Source organism: Microcoleus sp. MON2_D5 (assembly GCF_036701905.1).
In the GTDB taxonomy this organism is placed as follows: domain Bacteria; phylum Cyanobacteriota; class Cyanobacteriia; order Cyanobacteriales; family Microcoleaceae; genus Microcoleus.
The window spans coordinates 29,326-47,082 of record NZ_JAUBRM010000005.1; the positions used below are offsets into that span (position 1 = coordinate 29,326).

The window sequence follows — 17,757 nt, forward strand, 5'->3', positions numbered from 1 at the left end:
GGGCAGAACATTGGCCTCCCCAGCTTCACAAAATCTTCATAATTATCCCGTAATAATACGGTAGATTTATAAAGATTAGGTAAAGATTGCCCTTAGAGGTAGCCAAAATCACGATTTTGTAAGTTAAACTGGGAGCCAGCCAAAACCAAACTTACGTAATCACCACAAAATCCTGAAAAAACGCAATTTTATATATCCTAAAGGCGTTGAAGGGATGGCGTAACTAAGGGGGGTTAGTCGGAAATATCGACAAACAGTTTTTAAGCCAACTAAATTGCAACTAAACCAATAAAAATTGCTCATAACCGGGTTAGTTGTAATTCAAAAAAATTGAAACAATTTTTTGACAGGGTGAGGTATGCAAAAAAATTTAGGGGTTAAAAATCACATAGTTAAAACCCGAGAAGCCATGGAAAATTTCCCGGCTATTCAGAAAATTTTCGAGGAAGTCGGTGCAGGACCGACATTAGTGGCCAAATTAAATACAGCCTGTGAAATTTGCGAGTTTCAGCTCGGAGATGAAATTACTCAATATCAAACATCAGATAATAGCAACAATTTCGTTGAAAAAGAACAGAGCGATCGCAATTTTTATTTAGTTTGCGAGGGAAGAGTCAGGCTGCTAGCGGTAGAAGCGTCTCAACAGCAGGAGATTTCGGCGGTGGTACTGGAAGTCGGAGCAATATTTGGGACAGATAACCTATTTATTGAAAGCGGACTGCCTTACAGAGCAATTGCGGCCGGCACTTGCCAAATCGCTCGAATTGCGGCCACAACAATGCAGCTTATTTTAGAAGAATTCCCGCAACTGCAACAGCACTTGCAGCAAGAATTTCAAGAGCGACAGCGGTTAATATTTTTCAAGACACAAACAGATTTGCGATCGCTCCCTCCCCACCAACAACAGCTTCTGTGGCCGCACTTACTTCCTTACATAGAAGAAAGCCGAATTCCTGCCGGAGTTTCCCTCGCTGAGCATTGCCAAAAATCTACAAATTATTTTTGGCTCCGCAGCGGTCAAATTCAAGGTCAAGCACCGCCACTGATCGGCACTAACTGGGAACATTCGGACGTAAAGAGCGACTGGATAGCGGTAACAGACCTGCTAATTTACCAGCTTAGCAGCGAAGAGTGGGAAATTGCCAAAGCCACAATTAGTTCCGAAAGCAATTCCCGCCCTAAAATCATCCGCAAACCTCCAATTTTAAGCTTAGTAACGCTGCCCCAAGATGCCCGATCTACCTCACAAACCGAGCCCTCAAAATTAACCGCAGTTCCTCAGCAAAAACCCGCAACCGGAATCATCAGCTTCCCCAAACCCAAGCAGCGGCGCTGGTTGAGCAGCAGACACCCCTTCATTCAACAACAGAGCGCAGCAGATTGTGGAGCTACTTGCTTAGCGATGATTAGCGAATATTGGGGTAAAAAATTCAGCCTGAATTACTTGCGCGAATTGGCCGAAATCGGCCGCAGCGGCGCGTCGCTCAAGAGTCTGGCAAAAGCAGGGGAAAGGATGGGATTTCAAACCCGTCCCGTGCGAGCTTCTTTAACTCCGCTGCGAAATCAAAATCCCTGGATTGCTCACTGGCAAGGCAATCACTACGTGGCAGTTTACCGCTTTAAAAATCAAGAGGTTTTAGTGGCTGATCCGGCGGCTGGCAAGCGGTGGATGAGCATTAAAACTTTTACCGAAAATTGGACTGGGTACGCCCTAATTTTAGACCCGACAGCGGAACTCTACCGCAACCATAGTGCCGAACATCAAGGAATCAAACTTAAAAATTTTGTTGGCATAGTCTGGCCCTACCGCGCTGCGATCGCCCAAATTCTGATCCTCTCCTTGTTGCTCCAAATATTTGGTCTAGTTACTCCCCTATTTACCCAAGTAATTCTCGACCAAGTAGTTGTCAGCAAAAGCATAGTAACTCTGCACGTTTTTGCGATCGGACTGCTGCTGTTTAGTGTTTGGCGAACGCTGTTGGGTGCAACGAGACAGTATTTGCTGGATTATTTGTCGAACCGCATTGACCTGACTTTAATTAGCGGCTTTATCAGTCACACTCTCAGTTTACCGATCAAGTTTTTTGAATCTCGTCAGGTGGGCGATATCTTGACGCGGGTTCAGGAAAATCAAAAAATTCAGGCATTTTTGACTCGCCAAGCTATTACGGCTTGGTTGGATGCTTTGATGGCTGTAGTTTACATCGGACTGATGGTTTACTATAACTGGCGTCTGGCTTTGTTGGTGCTGGCGTTGATTCCGCCGATCGTGATTTTGACTTTAGTCGCAACTCCCTTTCTGCGAAAAGTGTCCCGGGAGGTGTTTACCGAAAGTGCCAAGCAAAATTCATCTTTGGTGGAAATGATTACTGGGGTGGCGACGGTTAAGGCAACTGCTGCTGAGCGAGAAATGCGCTGGCGCTGGGAAGACCAATTAACCTCCATGATTAATGCTAAATTTCGCGGGCAGAAGTTGGCTAATTCTTTGCAGGTGATCGGGGGTGGGATTAATACTTTGGGGAGCACGGCTTTGCTGTGGTACGGGGCAATGCTGGTGATTCAAGATGATTTGACGATCGGTCAATTTGTGGCTTTTAATATGATGATTGGGAGCGTGATTTCTCCTGTGCTTTCAGTGGTGGGACTTTGGGATGAGTTTCAAGAAGTGCTCGTTTCGATCGAGCGTTTGGATGATGTATTCTCTGCCCAACCTGAAGAAAGCCCTTACAAGCCAATGTTGGTGCTGCCTCGCATTCAGGGAAACGTCAAGTTTGACAATGTTTCTTTCCGTTATGCTCAGGATGAGGAACGCAATACGCTGCAAAATCTTTGCTTTGAGGTGCAAGCTGGAGAAACGGTGGCAATTGTCGGCCGCAGCGGTTCGGGTAAGAGCACTTTGGTGAAGCTGCTGCAAGGTTTCTATTATCCAGAAAAGGGGCGGCTGACAATTGACGGCCACGATATTCGGCACATTTCTTTGCAGTCGCTGCGAGTTCAGTTGGGTGTTGTTCCTCAAGATTGTTTCTTGTTTTCGGGAACGATTTTGGAAAATATTACGCTGTATAAAAACGGAAACGATGCTGCTTCTGCAAGCTTGGAAGAGGCGATAGAAGTGGCGAAGCTAGCAGAAGCTCACGCTTTTATTCAAGATATGCCCCTGGGTTATCAAACTCCTGTGGGGGAAAGGGGAACGAGTTTGTCTGGGGGCCAGCGGCAGCGAATTGCGATCGCCCGCGCTCTTTTGGGCGATCCCCGGATTTTGGTTTTGGATGAAGCAACTTCTTCGCTGGATACCGAATCTGAGCGCAGGTTTCAGCAAAATCTCGCCCGCATTAGTCGCGATCGCACTGCGTTTATTATCGCTCATCGGTTGTCTACGGTGCGTAATGCCGATCGAATTTTGGTTCTAGACAAAGGCATTTTAGCCGAACAAGGCAACCACGACGAATTGATGGCTGAACGCGGACTTTACTATCACCTCGCTCAGCAACAACTCGATATTTAAGTCATTAGTCATTAGTCATTAGTTATTAGTTATTAGTCATTGGTCATTAGTCATTAGTCATTAGTCATTGGTCATTAGTCATTAGCACCCAACACAAGACTAAAGATAGTTTTCAATTCCTCCTGACTCCTGACTCCTGACTCCTAACTTCTGACTCCTGACTGATCGCTCCTAACAACTGCCAACTGCCAACAGTCAACAGACTAATTTGGAGGAAATACAATGTTTTCAGAAGATGTCAAAGAACTAGACCACGCTCCTAACGAAATAGGTGAAGTTTATGGAGGCGTAGCTTCTAGGCAAGAAAACGAACCCAGAAAAAAAGACCGATCTTTAGAAGTTGTCGAACCTCAAAATCGCTCTTCTCAAACTAATGACGGTATCAACATTGCCAAGTTACGGCAGCCTGATGCGAATAATTGGTCTACTTCTTTGCACTCGGTACTCGACCAGCCACCAGTATCTTTTCCGCAGCGTTTGATATTAGGAGGAATGGTTTTTTCCGTAGCTTTTGGAGCGTGGGCAACTTTGGGAAAAATTGACGAGGTTGGTCAGGCTCAGGGCAAATTAGTTCCCAAAGGCGCTGTTTACAAAATTCACCCGACGGAGACGGGAAAAATTATTAACCTCGCTATCAAAGAAGGTCAAAAAATCAAAGCTGGACAATTATTGGCCGAGTTAGACCCGTCGAATGCCCAGAGCGAGGTGGAGCGTCTTGAGAAAATTCTGGACGCTTATCGGATTCAATTGATGCAAGAGATGAGTTCGATCGAGAGAACTCGACTGGAAGTTGAAGCGAGCCAAGCTATTGCTGCTGCAGACCAGCGGGGGGCTGAAGCTGCGATCGCCCGTGCTCGCGCTTCAGCCGCCACCACGCAGTCTCAAATCGAGCAATTGCAAGCAGATTTAGTGTCTCAGCAAGCGCGCAAGCAACAGATCAAACCTCTGGAAAAGAATGTGCAAGACTTGCTCTCGCAACTGAAAACAGATATTAACTCGCAGCAAGGGCGGCGCGATCAGGTGAAACCGTTGCAACGCAAGACTCAAGAATTGCTGGCCGGGTTGCAAGCAAAAGTAGTGGCTCACAAAGAGCGGATCGCGCGTCTCAAACCTTTGGTAGATGAAGGAGCACTGTCAAAAGACGTATTGTTTCAAGCTGAGGAAGCTCTGCGAGAAAGTGAAAATGCCGTTATTAGAAGCCAGTTGGGGGAGACAACTCAGGCTGACGATCGCGCCTTTGAAGTCGAGCAAACCGTTCGCGACAGGCAAAGTGCTGCGATCAGGAGTCAACTGTCTGATGCAACTGGGGTTAAGGAAAGGCTGTTTGAAGTCGAGCAAAATTTGCGCGATCGAACAAGCGCCATTTCTAAAGCCCAAGGTGAATTAACCCAACAACTGGCAGAAGTCGATCGACTGCAAGCCGAAGCCGCCAGCAAACAAGCCGCAGCGCGCCAAACGCAGTTAGAAAAAGAGCAAAAAATTCAGCAGTTGGAAATGCAATTAAATCAAGTCAAATCCAAAATTGCCGAAACCCAAACCCTGCTCGCTCAAGCAAAAAATCAGCTCAAACAAAGATTTCTCTACGCACCCGTCAGCGGAGTCATTTCCGCACTCAACATTCACAACACTGGCGAAGTAGTTCAACCGGGTCAAACTATTGCAGAAATGACTCCGAATCAGGCTCCTCTGGTGCTGGAAGTCAGTTTACCGAACCGAGAAGCGGGATTTGTCAAAACCGGAATGTCGGTGCAAGTCAAATTCGATGCTTTTCCTTATCAAAATTACGGCGTGATTCCGGGAAAAGTTTTATCTATTTCGCCGGATGCCAAAACAGACGAGCGATTGGGTGTTTTTTACCGGGTGGAAGTGAGTATCGATCGAGACTCAGTGAAAGCCAAAAATCAAACCTGGAAACTCAAAGCTGGCCAAACAGCTACTGCAGAAATTGTCATTCGCCAGCGCAGCATAGCCGACATTTTGCTTGACCCTCTCAAGCACCTACAAAAAGGCGGCATGAGTTTGTAGAACTTAGTTAAGTGGTTGTTGTCCTTTGTCACTCTCTATACACAAAACAGGATAAAATAATGACTTCCCAATTCCACAATTCTGCCAATCATTCTCAAATTGGAATCAAACCAGAACAATTGGATGAGATAATTTCAGCCATCCTGGCAGGAAAGTATTCTTGGGCTTGTTTTTTACTTTTGCGGTGCACGGGTTACAACCCTCTCGACTACATCCCTTACCGTACTTCCAACCGCTTGCTTAAGGAAAACAGTCAAATCAGCAAGTCGAGTAAATCGGAAACTAAGCCTGCATTGGGCAAAATTGCTGATTTAGATTATGTGGAAGTGGTGAGGGAAAAACGAGCCGGAGTTCGAGGGGGTGCTGCAATTCAGATTGGTCGCGAGTTGCACTCAGATACCGCAGGTTTTGTAGCTGAAGTCGGCGGCGCAGATTCAAATATCTCGGCGCCGGCGGTTGATGTTCACAATCAAGGATTTTTTGCTGAATTTAAGACGCGCTTGTTTAATTGGGCGGGTAAGTAATTTAGTCGAGAGACCGACAACCCGATTGCGGGCGTTGGGTGTACCAATTTTTTGGTTGACTCACCGCGGGCGATCGGGTTTTTTAGTAGCCACACAACATTTTTCGACCCGGTTCTTAATAAAAATTAATCAAGTTATCTTTACATCCTGATTTGCGATCAATCTGCCAAAATGGCAACACGGCAGGAAAAGTCCTGATTATATTAGGGATATCAAAGGAAACAAGATTGTTCAGCCGAGACAGAAAAAGCTTCTGCCAAAATGGCAACACAATCCTTGTTAACCTTGATAAATTGATTACAGACCAAACAAAAAAGTTGTTACCGAAAAAACTTCCGGCCAAAATGGCAACACAGATACCAAAAGGCAAGCTAAATTAGGTAACAGGAAAACAAAAAAACCTCACTCTTAAAAGGACAAAACAAATGATTATCTCTGACCTGAATTACTTGGAATCGGCTGAAGCAAATGTTGAAGGTGGCTACTATTTTGGCGAAAGCTCATCCACCTATGTTAAGGCAAACATCAGTGAATATCTGACCATCGATAAGGTATTCAACTCTAAGACGAACATTAAAGGAAATTTTGCTGGTGGTGAAGCTTCAGCAGGTGCTCTGGGCGCGAACTCAGCTACTCAGGCTATCAGCAGTACCAACACTGTTCAAGGTGTAGGTTCTCAGTCTAATGCTACTTCTCTCTCTGGTAGCAACGGATATTACTTCCCAGGGTGGTAGTAGTAAAGCTCGCCTGTATAGTCTTCAACCTATTCTGACAACTAAAATCTGTCAGAATAGGTTGATTTTAGTAAAGTCTCGTTATTAACATCATGACTCAGAATAAAGTTGTTGTCAAACGCATAGTTTCACCCGATTGCCAAGTTATTGCTGAGGCGAAAAGCGCAGTCGAAGCATCTGGCGATGATCGAGGTAAAATTAGTCAAAGCGTTTCTGCAAAGGTTTCATCTCCTAATAGCTCCCGCAGTTACGCCAAATCGAGTTCTAGTAGTTCTTCTTCATCTAGTTGCAGCACTTCATCAACATCTAGTTGCTCTAGTATATCTTCAATTTAATAATGAATTTAGTCGGCTAAAAAGTTCTCGTGAGGCCGCCATGAAATATTGCTTAATCATCTCTGACTTAAGTTATTTATTGACCTCTGCGTCACAGGTAAGAGCGGTTTCCCGCCGAGGAAAGAGGAGATCGCCCCTACTCGCTCAATGCCAATTCTAATTAGTTCCGCACCATCGAGTTGGGTGGAGGGCGATCGCGATCGCCCCCCACCTGCGATCACTCCGCATCCATGCGATCGCGCTCCTATTCAAATCAGCCAAATCCGTCGCCTTCGAGGCTGCTGCAAGCCCCTCGACCCGCCGTTCCAAGTCCCCTCCCATCCGCTCAACCACAGTCCTCAAACTGCTGCCAAACCCCGCTCTGTTAATCACAATTCAGGAACGCGAGCAGGCGTGTGTCGATCGGCGCTCAACACCAGCAAGCGCCCGCCCGGATACAAAGAGTGTAAAAATTGAAAACTGGCGTAAGTCTTATAATTTCAAACAAATCTGCCAAATTGGCAACATACCTCTAATTAGTTCCGATATATTTAGGTAAATCGAACTAAAACCCGGTTTTTGCTCATCTTTAGCAGTCCGTCCTAATATTTTTCGAGTATGGGCGAGTGCAAGGAAGGTGCAGTTTAAATTTATATAAGCCTTTTGAGAGTGATGGTAATGGCTAAATCAAATGCCATTGGCCATCAGTACCGATCGCCCCGATTGGTACTGGTAACAGTTTTGTCCCGTCCTACTTTCGGGATGCATCAAGGTTCCTTTATTACAAACCTTTCACTCTTTAGTCTGAAGTCAAGAGCAATTGCTTCACACTCTCTAAAATCCTACATTGGCATTCATTGAAATTGGCAGTGTTGGCGAGCGTGCAAGTGCTTTTCGTCTTTACAGGTAAAAGGAGATAAATCGCGATGCCTCCCTTAGATTCATTAGCTCCTGAGCCCTTAAATAATATTGTTGGAAACAGCAATAGTTTAAACACCTTGAATTCGTTGGCGAATAACCCTGGTGCCGGCAGCAGCAGTTCTAGCCAATCTAGTGCCTTTGTAGATAACAGTGGTGCAGGCAGCACCAGCAGTGCGACAGCCACTTCCCCAACGGGAACCAGTACCAGTAGTGAGACTGTTTACACTGCGGGGGCTACCTCTAGCAGCGGGAGTGCACAGGCGCAAACTTCTTCCGTTGCTCCTCAAACTTCCAGCGCGACAGCAACGGCCCCAGCAGCAACACCTGCGCCAACACCGGCGCCAGCGCCAACACCTGCACCCTCAAATAATGAGGATGCGATCGGTACGGGTACTGGCGGCGAGAGGACGATAATTCCTGAGCCAACAGATAACAGTAACAGCAATAATTCGATCGCACTTCCCGATCGCAATACGAACAACAGCAATGCTGAGACAACCCCGCCTCCAGAAATGGTCGCCCCAGAAAACTATCCTGGCGCATTAACTATCAGCTACGACAGCAACGGCGACGGATATTGGCTGGGCACCAGCGACAGGGATGTGATTATTTGCGGTAGGGAGAGCGATCGAATTTTTGCAGGAAGCGGCGACGATATTGTCACAAGTAACAGAGGTGACGATGCGATCGATGGAGGCGATGGAAACGACACTTTGCGGGGAGGAAAAGGTCAGGATTTGCTGATTGGCGGCAACGGCGACGATTTTCTTTGCGGCGACTTCGGCACCGATACATGGATTGGAGGTAGCGGCGCTGATACCTTTGCCTTTAGACCCGAAACAGCTAGTGCAGCAGCTAATCCATTGTTAGCAGATCGAGTCGTGGATTTCAATCCCGCTGAAGGCGATCGAATTGGGCTGATAGGGGGACTTTCGGTAACAGACTTGACACTCGTCGCGTTTGATACGGATGGTGACGGTACGACAGACTCGACTCTGGTCAAGTTTAGTTCAAATAATGGCGATCGCATTTTAGCTGTTGTTTTGGGAACAGTTAACGCAGCGGGTGCAACAACTTTGAGCAATGCTGATTTTATTAGTTTGCCAAATGACATCTTGTAGCCAAGCGTTAAATTATTAACGCTAATTACCCACGGGTAGCGTCGGGGGATGAAGTTAATAAAGTTATATAGGTTGAGAGAGAAAGATGAAGGATTTTTACCGCCCCTTGATTGAAGCAAGTGAAATCATCGAACTACTCAGACAAGAGATGCAATTAAAAACATTTACTCAAAAGGTTTTGCAGAAAAAAGTTATTGAGAAAGCAGCCCGGGAACGGGGGTTAACTGTGACTCCCGACGAAATTCAAGCTGTGGGCGACCAACTCCGCCGCGAGAAGCGTTTGGAGAAAGCGGCGGACACGATTGCTTGGCTGGTCGATCAGATGATTTCTGTAGAAGATTTAGAAGCCGGAATTTGCGATCGACTCCTCAGCCAAAAACTAGCAGAACACTTGTTCAGCAAAGAAGTAGAAAAGATTTTTGTTCAAAACAAATTGCAATTCGATCAAATAATTCTTTATCAAATAATTGTGGCCAACCCCCAGCTTGCTCAGGAACTCTTTTATCAAATTCAAGAAGGAGAAATTAGCTTTTTTGATGCCGCTCACCTTTACGATATTGACGAAAATCGTCGGCATATATGCGGTTGCGAAGGCAAGGTTTATCGGTGGGGTTTAAAACCAGACATAGCCGTCGCCGTATTTAGCGCTAAACCCGGAGAAGTGATTCGTCCAATTGAAACAGAGCTAGGATATCACTTGTTCCTGGTTGAAAAGTTTCTCCCGGCGGAATTAACCCCTGAACGGTATCAAGAAATATTGCACAATCTGTTTAACGAATGGCTGGCTAACGAAGTCAACTATTTATTGTACAATTCTAAAGTGTAGAGACTTAATTTCTCGCCTTCAAAAACCCATATATATAATTTTGCCGCAACCACATACAATGCTAAAATTTAGGGTGCTGCTGGGTGCACAGAGAGACTTCATATCATTTCCTGCCGCCTCAATATTATTCAATCCTTGGGGCGGGGCGTGGGTGTAAATAGTCTCATGCGTGTGGATTTAAATATTACTCGCTCTCACGCACTCTACTACTTAGATAAAAAGTGGTTTTACGAGGTACTTCTAGCTCAATTAGGTTAAGTTAAAAATGTAATTTCTCGCCCTAGCCGCTCACGAAACTTGAGAACTGAAGAAAGTTTCGGTGATGGCTTAGGGGTTTCTTAGTACCCTCGCAACTCCACGAAGCATAGCGAACAATGAGACGCTTAGCTAACCCAAGCTTACTGACTTATAGCGCTCTTAAAATTACTTTTGAAATTTGAGTTTTGCAAACCCCATATACGCCAGCTAGCAAAGCCAAATGGAAAAAATATATCTGTTAAAAACGCCACTCTAATATATTATCCCCAAAAGCTACTTTTTTAATTTTCATTTCTCCCTCCTATCAATTATCTGCGTTCATCAGCGTTCATCAGAGTTCATCTGCATACATCTGCGGTTAAAAACTTACATAATTTTGCCGCCACCAAGCGCGCACAAACTTAATCTCCTCAAACGTATAACGTTCTTCCAAAAAATCATAAATGGCTCTCAGTTTCTCATCCCCCATAACTTCTATTGCGTACACTATCGCCTGCTGGCGTTCCGGTTCCACCAACAAATTTATATCAACTTCCCTGCCCATTTCCATCAATTCTATCAGATGCCCAGAAATAGTATTAGGACTCATACCCCGCGCATTGGCTATTCCTTGAACTGTCAAACCTTGTCGGTATAATTCCCAGGTTTGCATCTGCGAATAAGACGCAACGTTAGCAAGATTGGGAAGATTAGCGACCTCAGAAGATGCAGCACCACTTGGCAATCCTTGTTCTTGGCAAAAATTGCGAATTGCCTCCAAGAAAACCTTACCGTACTTATCTCGCTTGTTGCTGCCAACGCCGTAAACCTCCTCGAATTCTGTGAGATTTTGCGGGCGTTTTTCTGCCATATCTCGCAAGCTTTTATCGGCAAAAACTACGTAAGGTGGCACAAATTGTTCGTCGGCTATTTGCTTGCGTAGCGTCCGCAGTTTGGCAAATAAAGCTTCTACTTCTACTGCCAAAGAACGAACTTTCCCCTGTACTTCCCGCTGCGGTTCAATAGCGATTTCAACTGTGCGCTGACGTTTCATAATTTCCCAACTTTTTTCATTCAGTTTCAAAATGGGAAACCCGTCGGTCCTTTCGTCTAAAAAACCTTGATTTAACAGCGAACGACTCAATTTTTTCCATTCCTCAGCACTTCTATATTTGCCAATTCCGTAAGTAGAAAGTTGGTGGTGCTGGTATTGCAATATTTTTTGATTTTTTGAACCGCGCAGCACGTCAATAATGTGATTCATGCCGAATTTTTCTTGGCAGCGGGCGACGCAAGAAAGAAATTTCATGGCCTCAATCGTCCAATCTTCTACGGGTTTTTGGTTGCAACAGTTATCGCAAGTACCGCAGTTTCCGGGGAATGAATCGCCAAAATAACTTAACTGGATTGTGCGACGGCACTCGGTTGATTCTGCATAGTTTATTACTCGACGCAACTGTTGGCGGGCAATTCGTTGTTCTTGTGGGTCAGGTTTTTGCTCGATGATGTAGTCGATCATTTTGACATCGCCGTAGCCGAAAAATAAGCTGCAATGGGCGGGTTCGTTGTCTCGGCCTGCGCGGCCGGATTCTTGATAGTATCCTTCGAGATTCTTGGGTAAGTCGTAGTGAATTACAAACCGCACGTCGGGTTTGTTAATGCCCATACCGAAGGCTATTGTGGCTACCATTACTTGCACGTCGTCGCGAATGAAGCGGGTTTGATTGGTGGCGCGATCGACATCGTTCATGCCGGCGTGGTAGGGTAAGGCTTGGATACCGCTTTGTTGCAATTTATAGGCAACTTCGTCAACTTTTTTGCGGCTGAGGCAATAGATAATTCCCGAACCGCCTTTTTTTTGGATAATTTGCAAAACTTCGGCAAAACTGTGTTTGGTTTTGGGGCGAACTTCGTAGTATAAATTGGGGCGGTTGAAGCTGGCGACGTGGATGTATGGATTTCGCAGAGTTAGCTGCTGGATAATGTCTTGGCGGACGCGCTCGGTGGCGGTGGCTGTTAGTGCCATAATGGGAATGTCGGGATATCGATCGCGCACTCGTTGCATTTGCCTGTATTCTGGTCGAAAGTCGTGCCCCCATTCCGAAACGCAGTGGGCTTCGTCGATCGCAAATGCCGAAATTCCTAACTTATTTGCTACTATATCTAAAAATGGTAAAAATCTCTCACCGAGCAAGCGTTCGGGTGCAACATAAAGCAATTTAATCTTACCTTCGAGAATCGCAGTTTCCCGCGATCGGGTTTCCTGACTGCTCAAAGTGCTGTTGAGAAAAGTCGCCCCAATTCCATTATCCTGCAAAGCTTCCACCTGGTCTTGCATCAGAGCAATTAACGGCGAAACAACCACTGTCAATCCCGGTTTCAACAGTGCCGGTAATTGAAAACACAAAGACTTGCCACCGCCCGTGGGCATGACAATCATCATATCCCGTTTTTGTAAAGCAGCTTCGACAATTTCCTGCTGCCCCGGGCGGAAAGAGTCATAGCCAAAAAAATGTTTGAGTGCTTGTTCCAGGGGCAGCGGCACAGAAGATATTGGCGGATTAGACGCTGACATTTGCAGTAGTTGGTTGTTGGCTTCTAAACTATTCTATGCCTTTTGAGCACAAATACAGTTACAATAATTGAGAATCTCAATTTAAGCAGAAAAACTGATGCCGAAAGCAATTTGGAATGGTGCCGTTTTGGCCGAGAGCGACAAGTGCGAAATTGTAGACAACAACTATTATTTCCCCGCCGATGCCATTAACCGTGAGTATTTCAAGGATAGCAGCACTCACACTACTTGCGGTTGGAAAGGTGTTGCTAGTTACTACAGTGTCGAAGTCGGCGGACAAGTTAATAAAGATGCTGCTTGGTACTATCCTACTCCGAAAGATGCTGCTAAAAATATTGCCGGATATATTGCTTTTTGGAAAGGAGTTAAGGTAGAGGCTTAAAGCAGTTTACAACTAAAAAAATGGGGCTGGTTGTGGGCGAATTTAGCGCTTAACCCGCCCCTTAAAGTTTTAATCTTTTTCCCAAACGGCGACAGCTTCCGAACCCAAACCACGGCGAACAACAATCGGTTCGCTTTGTGTCAAATCAAGAATGGTAGAAACTTGATATCCGGGATCGGAACCGTCATCGACAATGACATCCACTAGCTTTGAAAAACAGTCAAACAGCTCAGCTTTGCCAAAGCTTTCTGCTTTAGATGCAGGGACTGGTGCTGCACCTTCATCATCCGTGGTAATGTGAGCGGATGTTGAAATAATTGGATTTCCCAAGGCTTCCAACAGTGTAAAACAAAGCCGCTGGTCGGGAACGCGAATTCCAGTGGTTTTCCGTTTTGGGTTCATTACCAACCGTGGCACTAACTTGGTAGCTGGCAGCAGAAATGTATAAGGCCCCGGTATTAACCGCTTGATAATTCTATATGCTTCATCGCTGACCGCAGCATAGTCGGTGATATTTGACAGAGAGGAACACAAGAACGTTAAAGGCTTATCATTGGATAGTTGCTTGATTTGCCTGACTCGTTCTACCCCAGACTTGGAGTTGAGATCGCAGCCGATCGCGTAAACTGTATCTGTCGGATAAAGCATCACGGCCCCAGCTTTTAAAGCTTTTGTAATCTTCTCGATCCGGTCTCTTTGGGGTGCAACTGGATGCACTTCGTAAATAGTTGCCATGTTAAGATACTGCAGGCTAAGTGGGCGATCGAAATATCCAGTGAAACAATCAATGTTGAAAATTAATTGTTAACAATGAATAAAATAGCTTATTTTGACTGTCCAACCGGCATTGCTGGCGATATGTGCATCGGAGCTCTCATCCACGCTGGCGTTCCTTTAGACTACCTAATCGAAAAACTCAATTTGCTCGGCATTTCGACAGAGTACGAGTTGCGGACGGAATTAGTCCACCGGAATACTCAACAAGCAACTAAATTTTATGTAGATTTAGCTGCGGATTTGTGGTTAAAACCCAAAAATTCCGCTACCGAACTCGATCCCTCGGAAACGGAATCTTCGACTTTTGACGCCCGCCACCACCATCATCACGGGGAAGAACATTCTCACAGTCACGGCGAACCAGATGCCGAAATTAGCCACACTCATCACCGCAATTTGCCACAAATTGAGCAAATCATCGTCTCTGCAAAATTGCCTCCGCGCGTGGAAGCTTGGAGTTTGGCCGTATTTGGCAAATTAGCAGAGGCAGAAGGTGCCGTACACGGTATCCCCGCAAGCGAGGTTCACTTTCACGAGGTGGGGGCTGCGGATGCAATTATTGATATTGTCGGTACTTGTTTGGGTTTGGATTGGTTGGATATTCAGGAGTTTTACTTTTCGGCGATGCCGACTGGTGGCGGTACGGTGAAGGCGGCGCACGGTAAGTTAGCGGTGCCGACGCCGGCGGTGATGCGGTTGTGGGAAACGCACCGAGTGCCGGTTTACAGCAATGGGATCGATCGCGAATTGTGCACTCCTACGGGAACTGCGATCGCCTGTACTCTAGCCTCTGCTTTCGGCCCGCCACCGCCGATGCAAATTCAGGCGATCGGTTTGGGTGCAGGTTCTCGAATGCTGGCAATTCCTAATATTTTGCGCCTCTGGATTGGGGAGAAGGAAGAAGGAAGAGGGAAGAGGGAAGAGGGAAGAGGGAAGAAGGAAGAGGGAAGAGGGGAGAAGGAAATATTTAACCAATTCCCAATGGCGAATTCCATAGAAACTATTACGGTATTGGAAACGCAAATTGATGATTTGAGCCCGCAGGCGATCGGCTATGTTTTTGATGCTTTGTTTGCCGCCGGAGCTCTGGATGTTTTCACTGCCCCAATTGTGATGAAAAAGTCACGGCTGGGGGTTTTGTTAACTGCGATTTGTCATCCCGAGTTTCAGGATGCTTGCGAAGCTGTGATCTTTCGCGAAACTACTACTCTGGGAATTAGGCGATCGACTCAACAGAGAACTATTTTACACCGGGAAATCCAGACAGTTCAAACAGAATACGGCGAAGTCAAGATAAAAGTTGCGAAGTCTGGAGAAACGATTGTTAACGTACACCCAGAATATGAAGATTGCGCGGAAATTGCCAGACTTAAAAATATTAGCTGGCGGGAAGTTCACCGCTTGGCGCTGCAAAGTTGGTACGATCGCACTTAATCAATTACAGTGACTTACATGAGGGTAGAGAAGCCTGTCAACGCCGCAAAGCATTGATTCAAAGGAATCATATTGCTTGTGCAATTTTAGCGTGGAACTTCTTCAAAAAAACAGCGTGAATGGTTGAAAAAACAGTAGACCAGTTAAAGGAGGAATTACTGTCAGACTCCCTCAAACAAGAACTGAAAGACCCAACTATACGTTGCGTACTTGTTTAACAGGAAAGTCGGTGATTCTTTGGGCAGTTCAATTTGAATCTTACGACGATCGCTCACTTTTCTTGAACGGGCGATCGTAACTTGTGTCAGGCTATATATAGCGTACCTGCGTAAGTCCTGAGTACGATAATTAACCCCCGCAAGACCCTAACCAGCAGTAGAGTTTTCAGCTAACAAAAAGACCAGCTTGCAGCCGATCTTCCGACGGGGGAATGACCCGAACTTTTGGCTAGGTATCGCCCGCAACTACAAGCTGGCCGTGTCCCCGGCGTATCGAGTACAGCCTGGGTTCAACAAACATCGATCGAATTGAAATAGTCCTGGACGCCAAAAACCCGGTTCCCCTCAAAATCGTGGATATATCCGTTGAGATATTGACGCAGAAACCGGGTTGAAAGGCCCCCCGTGCTTCCAGGACTGTTAAAGTTTATTCTTCGACAAGCTATGTCGATCGCATCATAACGATCGAATATCAGCAGGGCACTTAATTCCGTGCGATCGCCCCTTCCATCTCGATCGGCCTTTTTTTGTAAGACTCTTGTGCCAGCACTTTCTCAACAGCTTCGCTTACTTTAGCAACGCATGTGCCATTGCTTGAATTCATAATAGTCATATCATAATAGTCATAATTAATGTTTGTTACAAATCGAGCTTTTTCCTAGCAGCTTTCCTTAAGGCAGAGGTATAGTAAAAGCTGTCAATAATTATAGTAAACAATATGGTAGAGCGGTTGTTAAAAGAACGTTATGCCATTCAGCACTGCCTGGGGAAAAATGCGGGACGACAAACTTTGCTGGCGCGCGACTTACAAACTCAGGAGTTAGTCGTCATCAAAATCCTTTCTTTTAGTGCAGATTTTCAAGGGGACGATTTAAAACTATTTGAACGAGAAGCCGAAACTTTACAGTCACTTTCCCATCCGGCAATTCCTCGTTACTTAGATTATTTTGAATTCCAGACACCAAAGACTAAAGGGCTGGCACTGGTACAAAGCTATATTGAAGCGAAATCTTTGGCAGAATGGGTTGAATCGGGACCGAAATTTAACGAAACAGAAATAAAGCAAATCGCTAATAACTTGCTGGAAATTTTGATATATTTGCAACACCAAAACCCGCCAGTAATTCATCGAGATATTAAACCGAGTAATATTCTGTTAGCAGAGCGATCGCCCCTCAAACAAAAACACTCCGCCCTTAATAAAGGTGGTTGGTTGGGTGAAGTTTATTTAGTAGATTTTGGTTCAGTTCAAACCTTAGCAGCGAGAGAAGGTAGCACCGTTACTGTAGTGGGAACTTACGGATATATGCCGCCCGAACAATTTGGCGGGCGCGCGGTTCCGGCTTCCGATCTTTATGGCTTGGGTGCAACGTTAATTTACTTAGTAACAGGAGTCGATCCAGCCGAATTGCCCCAGGAGGATTTGCGTATTAATTTTGAGCCAAAAATCGCTCTTAGTTCGGATTTTGTGGACTGGCTGCAGTGGATGACCGAACCAGATTTAAACAGCCGCTTAACCTCGGCCGATCGGGCATTAAAAGCACTGGAAAGACCGATAGAGGCGATACCCTTGGTTGTGGGAAAACCTTCTAGGAGTAAGGTCAAACTGAAAAAAAACCGGAATTGTTTGGAAATTGTGGTTCCTAGTTCTTATCCTCTATGTTTAAATATTGCCTCTTCATTAGTTGTATTTTTTATAATTCACAACTTTTTTTCCGGAAGTATATCATTTATTATGCCAGCGTTTAATGTTGGCTCTTTTTTAGTTCGATTATCCGCAGGAATCGCGGTGTTTTTCTGGGTATTTTACTTTGTAACTTGGTCCATATCAATCAGCCTCCAATTTCTTATATATGACGCCACTAGACTGCGCCTGGATCGCAAACAAATTTCTTTTACTTCCAATTGGTTGGGATTTGTACGTTATAATCTTCGGCCCCCAAGTCCAAGGATGGCTATCTGTAAATTACGATTCATAGTGAATGAACCTACAGAATCGCGCCCTCATCCTCATCGCGACATTCAGATTTGGGCGGGAACACAGGAATACAAACTTATTACCAGCCATCTCAGCGATGGCGAGATTGATTGGATAGCAGGGGAACTCAGCGAATGGTTAGATTTGCCTATTAGTGAATAAAGTATAAATGGCAGATGAAATTAA

At 45.5% G+C, this 17,757-nt stretch carries 12 protein-coding genes; 10 read left to right on the forward strand and 2 right to left on the reverse strand.

Annotated features, from left to right (window positions below; translation table 11 throughout):
* The first annotated feature begins 409 nt into the window (after positions 1 to 409).
* The 7 genes from QUA47_RS02965 to QUA47_RS02995 all read left to right on the forward strand — a co-directional run bounded on the left by QUA47_RS02965 (position 410) and on the right by QUA47_RS02995 (position 9,970).
* Positions 410 to 3,505 carry an ABC transporter transmembrane domain-containing protein gene (locus QUA47_RS02965; protein WP_445302477.1) on the forward strand — a complete coding sequence of 1,032 codons (3,096 nt, stop codon included), beginning with the start codon at positions 410 to 412 and terminating at the stop codon, positions 3,503 to 3,505.
* 222 nt (positions 3,506 to 3,727) lie between these two features.
* Complete coding sequence (locus QUA47_RS02970) at positions 3,728 to 5,530, forward strand: HlyD family efflux transporter periplasmic adaptor subunit (RefSeq protein WP_333429655.1); 1,803 nt, start codon at positions 3,728 to 3,730, stop codon at positions 5,528 to 5,530.
* Between the two features lie 59 nt (positions 5,531 to 5,589).
* Entirely contained in the window at positions 5,590 to 6,054 is a 465-nt protein-coding gene (locus QUA47_RS02975; RefSeq protein ID WP_333429656.1) for a HetP family heterocyst commitment protein, read from the forward strand.
* A gap of 425 nt (positions 6,055 to 6,479) precedes the next feature.
* On the forward strand, positions 6,480 to 6,788 hold the full coding sequence (locus QUA47_RS02980) for a hypothetical protein (protein ID WP_333429657.1): 309 nt from the start codon (positions 6,480 to 6,482) through the stop codon (positions 6,786 to 6,788).
* A gap of 482 nt (positions 6,789 to 7,270) precedes the next feature.
* Positions 7,271 to 7,579, forward strand: a complete 309-nt coding sequence (locus tag QUA47_RS02985; RefSeq protein WP_333429658.1) for a hypothetical protein — start codon at positions 7,271 to 7,273, stop codon at positions 7,577 to 7,579.
* A gap of 449 nt (positions 7,580 to 8,028) precedes the next feature.
* A complete protein-coding gene (locus QUA47_RS02990) occupies positions 8,029 to 9,144 on the forward strand; it encodes a hypothetical protein (RefSeq protein ID WP_333429659.1) in 1,116 nt (371 codons plus the stop codon).
* Between the two features lie 85 nt (positions 9,145 to 9,229).
* Positions 9,230 to 9,970: a peptidylprolyl isomerase gene (locus tag QUA47_RS02995; protein WP_333429660.1), complete on the forward strand. Its 741-nt coding sequence runs from the start codon at positions 9,230 to 9,232 to the stop codon at positions 9,968 to 9,970.
* Between the two features lie 616 nt (positions 9,971 to 10,586).
* Here the strand turns inward: QUA47_RS02995 and recQ are convergent.
* The gene (gene recQ, locus QUA47_RS03000; protein ID WP_333429661.1) at positions 10,587 to 12,782 is read right to left on the reverse strand and encodes a DNA helicase RecQ; all 2,196 of its coding nucleotides are present in this window, start codon (positions 12,780 to 12,782) and stop codon (positions 10,587 to 10,589) included.
* 97 nt (positions 12,783 to 12,879) lie between these two features.
* Between recQ and QUA47_RS03005 the strand changes: the two genes are divergently transcribed.
* Positions 12,880 to 13,164, forward strand: coding sequence for a DUF427 domain-containing protein (locus QUA47_RS03005; protein WP_190738299.1), 285 nt, complete (start codon positions 12,880 to 12,882; stop codon positions 13,162 to 13,164).
* 69 nt (positions 13,165 to 13,233) lie between these two features.
* Here QUA47_RS03005 and QUA47_RS03010 read toward each other — a convergent pair whose 3' ends face one another.
* Complete coding sequence (locus QUA47_RS03010; protein WP_333429662.1) at positions 13,234 to 13,899, reverse strand: L-threonylcarbamoyladenylate synthase; 666 nt, start codon at positions 13,897 to 13,899, stop codon at positions 13,234 to 13,236.
* A 75-nt stretch (positions 13,900 to 13,974) separates the two neighbouring features.
* Here QUA47_RS03010 and larC point away from each other — a divergent pair, with 75 nt between their 5' ends.
* Together larC and QUA47_RS03020 are read left to right on the forward strand one after the other, a co-directional pair.
* Positions 13,975 to 15,375 (forward strand): nickel pincer cofactor biosynthesis protein LarC, encoded by a 1,401-nt coding sequence (gene larC / locus QUA47_RS03015; protein WP_333429663.1) that lies wholly within the window; start codon positions 13,975 to 13,977, stop codon positions 15,373 to 15,375.
* 936 nt (positions 15,376 to 16,311) lie between these two features.
* On the forward strand, positions 16,312 to 17,733 hold the full coding sequence (locus QUA47_RS03020; protein ID WP_333429664.1) for a serine/threonine-protein kinase: 1,422 nt from the start codon (positions 16,312 to 16,314) through the stop codon (positions 17,731 to 17,733).
* Positions 17,734 to 17,757 lie beyond the last annotated feature (24 nt).

What these genes read in the sequence shown, in the direction of transcription:
- recQ (WP_333429661.1), bottom strand. Translation starts at nt 12,782, where the DNA reads ATGTCAGCGTCTAATCCGCCAATATCTTCTGTGCCGCTGCCCCTGGAA.
- QUA47_RS03005 (WP_190738299.1), top strand. Translation starts at nt 12,880, where the DNA reads ATGCCGAAAGCAATTTGGAATGGTGCCGTTTTGGCCGAGAGCGACAAG.
- QUA47_RS02970 (WP_333429655.1), top strand. Translation starts at nt 3,728, where the DNA reads ATGTTTTCAGAAGATGTCAAAGAACTAGACCACGCTCCTAACGAAATA.
- QUA47_RS02985 (WP_333429658.1), top strand. Translation starts at nt 7,271, where the DNA reads ATGCCAATTCTAATTAGTTCCGCACCATCGAGTTGGGTGGAGGGCGAT.
- QUA47_RS03010 (WP_333429662.1), bottom strand. Translation starts at nt 13,899, where the DNA reads ATGGCAACTATTTACGAAGTGCATCCAGTTGCACCCCAAAGAGACCGG.
- QUA47_RS02980 (WP_333429657.1), top strand. Translation starts at nt 6,480, where the DNA reads ATGATTATCTCTGACCTGAATTACTTGGAATCGGCTGAAGCAAATGTT.
- QUA47_RS02990 (WP_333429659.1), top strand. Translation starts at nt 8,029, where the DNA reads ATGCCTCCCTTAGATTCATTAGCTCCTGAGCCCTTAAATAATATTGTT.
- QUA47_RS03020 (WP_333429664.1), top strand. Translation starts at nt 16,312, where the DNA reads ATGGTAGAGCGGTTGTTAAAAGAACGTTATGCCATTCAGCACTGCCTG.
- QUA47_RS02975 (WP_333429656.1), top strand. Translation starts at nt 5,590, where the DNA reads ATGACTTCCCAATTCCACAATTCTGCCAATCATTCTCAAATTGGAATC.
- QUA47_RS02995 (WP_333429660.1), top strand. Translation starts at nt 9,230, where the DNA reads ATGAAGGATTTTTACCGCCCCTTGATTGAAGCAAGTGAAATCATCGAA.
- QUA47_RS02965 (WP_445302477.1), top strand. Translation starts at nt 410, where the DNA reads ATGGAAAATTTCCCGGCTATTCAGAAAATTTTCGAGGAAGTCGGTGCA.
- larC (WP_333429663.1), top strand. Translation starts at nt 13,975, where the DNA reads ATGAATAAAATAGCTTATTTTGACTGTCCAACCGGCATTGCTGGCGAT.